This is a genomic window from Bradyrhizobium sp. 2TAF24 (genome assembly GCF_052115025.1).
In the GTDB taxonomy this organism is placed as follows: Bacteria; Pseudomonadota; Alphaproteobacteria; order Rhizobiales; family Xanthobacteraceae; genus Bradyrhizobium_A.
Window position 1 is genome coordinate 1 of the sequence record NZ_JBFRFW010000047.1, and the last position, 7,018, is coordinate 7,018.

Annotated in this window: 1 pseudogene; it reads left to right on the top strand. The window is 68.6% G+C overall.

What is annotated here, in order from left to right:
- Positions 1-7,018 (top strand): annotated as a pseudogene (locus tag AB4Z37_RS32800) (filamentous haemagglutinin family protein); the annotation flags it as partial.

The window sequence follows — 7,018 nt, forward strand, 5'->3', positions numbered from 1 at the left end:
CCCAGAGCGGCGTCAGCTATACGCCGAGCTTCTCCGGCGCGGGCGGCCGCGTCGTCGTCGAGAAGGGGGCGCTGCTGACGACCAATCCGCCGACGTCGGTCACGGCCGGCGGCGGCTTCGTCGCGCTGCTCGGCACCGAGGTGAACAATACCGGCGCCATCCTGACACCGAAAGGGCAGGCGCTTCTTGCGGCCGGTGACGATTTCGTGCTGCGTTCGGGCTACAGCACGGCCGCGAACCAGACCTCGACCACGCGTGGCAACGAGGTCGTGCCGCTGCTGGCGGCCGGCAGCACCAGCGGACGCGTCACCAACAGTGGCCTCGTCGTGGCGCAGCAGGGCGACATCACGCTCGCGGGCCGCACGCTGGTCCAGGACGGCGTGCTGGCCTCCACCACCTCGGTCAATCAGCGCGGCACCATCCATCTGCTGAACTCGGCCAGCGATGCCGCCGGCAGCGTCACCCTGACCGGCAACAGCTGGAGCGTCGTGCTCCCCGAGCTCGGCAGCAGCGATACCGCGCTGAACTCCCAGCGCGACGCCCTGATCGCCGATTCCGCCGTGCAGGATCAGGCCCGCGCCGGCCTTCTGCTCGGCCAGTTCGATAACCTCGCCAAGCTGTCCGACCGCAAGGATCAGTCACGCATCGAGATCGTGAGCGGCGGCACCGTCGACTTCGCCGGCGGCTCGAACACCACGGCGCAGGGCGGCCAGGTCGCCGTCAGCGCCGCGCGGCGCGTGCAGACCGAGGCCGGCGCCACCATCGACGTCTCCGGCGTGCGCGATGTCCTGGTGCCGATGTCGGCCAACAATATCCTGGTCAACGTCCAGGGTAACGAGCTGCGCGACTCGCCGCAGAACCGCGACAATGGCGCGCTCATCAACCAGAACCTGTGGATCGATGCCCGCAGCCTCGTGCTGGTGCCGGCAGGGACCGGCGGCTATGCCTCGAACCGCTACTACACCGGTGGCGGGCTGCTCGAGGTTTCCGGCTATCTCTCCAACGTGCCGCACAAGATCGGTGAATGGGTCGCGGTCGGCGGCAGCATCACGCTGGCGGCGCCGGAAGTCGTGGCGCAGCGCGGCTCGGTGTTCAACGTGTCCGGCGGCTCGCTGGCGTACGAAGGCGGCTTTGTCAGGCAGGGGCGCGTATACGGCAGCGACGGCCGCATCTACAACATCAATTCGGCGCCGGCGGGCCTGAGCTACACCGGCGTTGTCGGCGGCTTTGTCGTGGAGCATCGCCAGGGCGGTCGCGTCGACAACCGGCTGACCGAGACCTATGCCAGTCTGCTCGGCAGCGATCAGCTGACATGGGAGAACGGCTATACGGTCGGCCGCGATGCCGGCCGCCTGATCCTGTCGACGCCGACGCCGCTGTTCGCGGGCACCATCGTCGCCGATGTCGTCAGCGGCCTGCGCCAGGCCGCGGCGCGTCCTGTCGGTGTCACCGACGGCTACCTGCTGACCCAGTCGACGGTGGCGCGCGCCGGCCAGCTCGCGGTCGGGCGTTACGACGCTTCCGGTCTTGCCGGGGCATACAATACCGGGATCGTCATCGGGGCGCGGCCATCGGTACCTGGCAACCTCGACGTCGCGACGCCGCTGCCGCCGGAGCGGACGAATACCGGATGGTTCGATGCCAAGCAGCTGTCGAGCTTCGGTCTCGGCGGGCTCAGCATCTCGACCACGGACTCGATCCTGCTCGAGGCGCCCGTGAATTTCGCGCCGGGCGCCCAGGTTGCCCTGGTCGCGCCGATCGTGGACATCAAGGCCGATATCGTCGCCCGCAGCGGCAGCGTCGCCGTCACCAATATCCTGCGGCCGGACAACAAGGCGCTGAATCCGTATGCGCTGCTGAGCACAGGCGGGCTGTCGCAACTCACGCTGCGTGCCGGCGCCACCATCGACACCCGCGGCCTGTGGACCAACGCGCAGGCCGATCCCTCCGCGGTGTCCGGCGCTGCCTATGTCGATGGCGGCAACGTCGCGCTCAACTCCACCCAGAACGTGACGCTGGAGAGCGGCAGCACGATCGACGTCTCCTCCGGAGCCGCGCTGCTACCCTCCGGCAAGATCAAGGGCGGCAAGGGCGGCAACGTCACGCTGGTCGCGGACGATCGCTCGGCCCTCGGCCCCTCGGTCGGCGGCCGTCTGGTTCCGAACGCGACGATCCGGGGCTATGGCGTCGCCGGCGGCGGCACGCTGACCATCGGCAGCGGCCCTGCGATCGTGATCGGCGGCAAGGCACTGGCAAACGACGGCGTGCTCGCAGCCGGCGAGAAGGCGCCGGTCAACCTGCTGCTCGCGGAAGATCTGTTCATCGCGGCCGGCGCGGCCGTGCCGTTCAATTACGACGAGAGCATTACTTATCTCGCGCCGGGCACCGCCGCGCCGGCGCCCGTCACGGTGAACGCCACCAGGGACAAGCCGCTGCTCATCGGACCCAGCGGCTGGACCGTTCCCGCGGGCAACATCAATTTCACGGACCTCGCGGGCAATGTCTACTACGGCGGCATGACGGTCCCGCCGAACACCTGGATCACAACCGACGCGTTGACCAAGCTGCCTCTCGGCCTCAACGTCGACCCCGGCATCTTTCCGAACGGCATCGCGCTGAACGCCACGCGGGTGATGTTCAACGCCGGCGATATCGCGCCGGTGGCGCTGCACTTCACTGCCGGCACCATGATCCCCGCCGGCACCGTCGCGCCGCGGGCCTATGCGGTGGCGCCATTGACCAGCGTCGGCACAGCACTGTTCAGCACCGGCTTTGGCAGCTACGACGTCAACGGCCATCTGGGACTGATGGTCGCTGATCGCGTTGCGCTGAATGTCGTGACGCCCGTCTACCGTATGGCCGACAATGCGGCTGGGGTTGCGACCGGCAGCGATCCATCCTCGGCGCTGACGCTGTGGCTGCCGCCGCTCTACCAGGAGGATCCGGTCGGCGGCCGCCTGACTCGCCGTGGCGGCGCCGACCTCACGCTGCAGTCGAACCTCGACACCAACAGGGGATCGCTGTCGATCGGCACGCAGGCGACCGTCACGGTCGATCCGGGGCGCGCAATCGTCCTGCGCAGCCCCGGCCAGGTCACTGTCGACGGCCGCCTGACCGCCGCCGGAGGCCGGATCAGTATCCTGCAGAACGGCAGTTCCGGCGATCCCTATAACGGGGCGCGCTCGATCTGGCTCGGCAGCAATGCCGTTGTCGACGTCGCGGGCCAAAGCGCCGTCGCGATCGACCGTTTCGGTCGCCGTTATGGCATTGCCGATGCCGGTGGCCGCATCATCCTTGGCGACGACAGTGACGCGCCGGCTCCGATCGCTCCGGCCGGCAATGGCTTTATCATCGTGCGCTCCGGCGCCCGTCTCGATGCCTCGGGCACCAGTGCCGTGATCGACTTTGTCCAGGCGGGCGCCGGTGGCGGGGCGACCGTGCGGCCGGTGACGCTGACGACCGCCGGCGGCAACATCGCCATCAGCACCCTGAGCGGCTTCTATCTCGACGGCACCATGACGGCGCGTGCGGGAGGAGAGGGCGCGGCCGGCGGCACGCTGTCGCTGGCCCTGGTGACGCCGAGCTACGCCAATCCGGTCGACCGGCCGGCCCCGGACGAGGTCCGCAAGTTCCGCATTCTGGAGGTTGCGCAGCAGGCCGGCGCGAGCGGCCTCGCATCTGATCGGGCGTGGGGCGAGCGCGACGCCGCCCTGCAGTTCGGACACGGCCGGATCGGCGCCGATCAGGTCGCCGCGGGCGGCTTCGGCAGTCTGCGCCTCTATGCCGAGACCATCGCGTTCGATGGCGATGTTCGCATCACGCTCCCCCAAAATCTCAAGATCTCGGGTAATCTCGTCGCCAAGAACGGAAACGAGCGGATCGATCTCGCCGCATCGTACGTCTCGTTCGGTAGTGTTTCGTACTCGCCGAGCGAAGGCGCGGTCGAGCCACGTCCCGGCAGTGCCGCGAGCGACAGGCCACCTGGTTTCGGCACCACGCCGAGCGGTTTGCCGTCCAAGAGCAGTACCGCGCGATTGACGTTGACCGCTGATCTCGTCGATCTCGCCGGCACCTTCGAACCGCTCAATCTCGGGATCACGCTGGTCGACGGCTCTTCGGCGGTGACCGGCATCGCCGGCATCGATCAGGTCACGGTGACCAGCCGTGGCGACATTCGCGTCATCGGCAACACCTATGGCAGTCGCACGCTCGAGCTCGATGCGGCGCAGATCTATCCGGTCAGCAATACCAGGGCGTTCGTCGCCGCCAGCGATCTCGTGCGTTTCGGCCGCACCACGACCGACATGCCGGCGGTGCCGTATTCGGTGTTCGGCAAGCTCACGGTCTACGGCAAGACCATCGCGCAGGGCGGCATCGTGCGTGCGCCGCTGGGCGCACTCGTTCTCGGTGGCCCGGCGGATGCGGGCAGAGGGTATGTCGGCGTGCAGCAGCTCGATCTGCTGCCGGGCAGCGTCACCTCGTCGAGCGCTGCAGGGCTTACGATCCCCTATGGCGGCACGGTCGACGGCATCGCCTATCGTTACAACGGCGCCGAGCTGACGCCGGTCCAGAACGGCATCGATGGGTGGGGCACGGTGGTCGGCGGTGTCAGCCTGGGCGGACCCGCGGTGACCGTCACCGCAGGCGCGCTGCTCGATCTCTCCGGCGGCGGCGAATTGCTCGGCGCTGGCTTCGTCAGTGGCCGTGGCGGCTCGGTCGACGCGCTGGCCAACCCGTTGATGGCAGCCAATCCCGGCAATACCTACAGCAGCCTCAGCAACCAGGTGTTTGCGATCGTGCCGGGCGCGACGGCGGCCTATGCGCCCGTGGTGCCGGCGACCCAGGGAGCGGCGCCGGCCATCGGTCAGCGCATCACGGTCGGCGGCGGCGTGCCAGGTCTTGCGGCCGGCACCTACACCCTGATGCCGGCCACCTACGCGCTGCTGCCCGGTGCATTCCGCGTCGAGCTCGGCGCAACGAGCCAGCTCGGTGCAAACGTTGCCGCGTTGCCCAACGGCTCGTTCGTGACGTCGGTGGTCGGCAGCGTCGCCAACACCGCCATTCGCAACAGCCTGCCTAATCTCGCGATCATCACGCCCGGCGTCGCGGTGCGCAGCTATTCGCAGTACAACGAGCAGAGCTACGCCAGCTTCATGCTGGCGACCGCCGCGCGCACCGCGCAGCCGCGGCCGAGTCTTCCGGCTGACGCCGGCGTGCTGCAGCTCCTTCTCGCGGCGCAGACGTCGAACCGTCCGTCGTTCTCGTTCGCTGGCCAGGTGCTGTTCACCCCCGGCAAGGGCGGCTATGGCGGCGTGGTCAGCGTCGACACCCCCACGAACATGTTAGGCCAGTCGCTCGAAATCCTCGGCGACGGCACTGCGCCGACCGCGGGCTTCGCGTCGGTTCGCGCGGCGGATCTCAATGCCCTCGGTGCCGCCAGGCTCGCGATCGGCGGTGGCCAGGTGCTGGATACCGTGAACGGCTATGTCGCGACCACCGGCTTCGCCAATACGGTCGTGGTGCGTGGCGGTGCCGTGCTGCGGGCGCCGGAAGTCTTTATCAAGGCGGGGAACGGCGGGCTCAGGATCGAGGATAGCGCACGCATCGATACCGTCGGTACCGGCGTTGCAACTGTGATGCCGGCGAGTGATGGCTACAGTTACCAATCGTCCGGCAACATGATCATCGTCTCGAACGGCTTTGTCGACATTCCGCAGGCGGCAATCGACGGGTCGACCATTGGCGGCATTACCGTCGGCGCCGCGACCATCACGACCGAGGGCACGCTTGCCTTCGGCGTTCAGAAGGGAGCGCTGTCGATCGCCGACGGCATGCGCTATGGTGCACGCTATCTCGCCCTGACCACGCCGAGCATCAACATCGGTGATACGGCGGCGATCGCCGCGGCGCGCGCCGCGGGCGTGCTGCCCGACGGCCTCGTGCTCAACCAGGATGTGCTCGGCCGCCTGCTGGCTGGCAACGCCCTGACCGGCGCGCCGAAGCTGGAGAGGCTGGTGCTGTCGGCGCAGGCCTCGATGAATGTCTTTGGCTCGCTCAATCTCTCCACCATCGATGCCGCAACCGGGCGCTCCAGCCTGCGCACGCTGGTGCTCAACACGCCGGCGATCTATGGCCTCGGCACGTCCGGCGACAGCGCCACGCTCACCACCGGACAATTGATCTGGAACGGCATCAACGACCGTGTTCAGCGCCGCGGCGGCACAGGGCCGCGCAGCGTGCCGCCCGGTGCGGTGATCACCGGTGGCGCCGGCACCGGCCACGGTACCTTCAACATCGTCGCGGACGAGGTGGTGTTCGGCTATGGCAGCGGCACCACGCCCGATACCCAGGTGACGCTGAACCGTCTCGCGCTCGGCTTCTCGACGGTCAACATCACGGCGCACAGCCGTATCACCGCCAACAACCGCAACACGCTGTCGGTCTACGAGAGCCAGAGCGCCTACCAGTCCGGCGTCGGCATCACCTACAGCGGCGGCAACCTCAACCTCATGACGCCGGTGCTGACCGGCGACGCCGGCTCCATCAACCGCATCACCGCCGGCGGCACGCTCAATGTCAGCGGTTCGGGTGATGCCGGGGCGGCCGCGGCCGCGGCGCTCGGCGCCGAGGTCGGGCTGAAGGGCAGCACCGTGACGGTCGCGACCGCCGTGGTGCTGCCGAGCGGCAAGCTCACGGTTTCCGCCGATAGTGACATCACGCTGACCGATGCCGCACGTATCGACATGGCAGGACGCGCGGTCACGCTGGTGGACGCCACGCGCTACAGCTGGGGTGGTGACGTCATCATCGAGAGCGCCCATGGCAACATCGTCCAGTCGGGTGGATCGCTGATCGACATGTCGGCGGCCAACAATCGCGCCGGCTCGCTGTCGGTGACGGCGGTCGACGCCGCCGCCGGCCATGTCGTGCTGGCCGGCACGGTGCGCGGCAGCGCCTCGGGGCGCTATGACGCCGGCGGCACGCTGGTGCCGTATCTCGCCGGCAGCATCGACGTCCA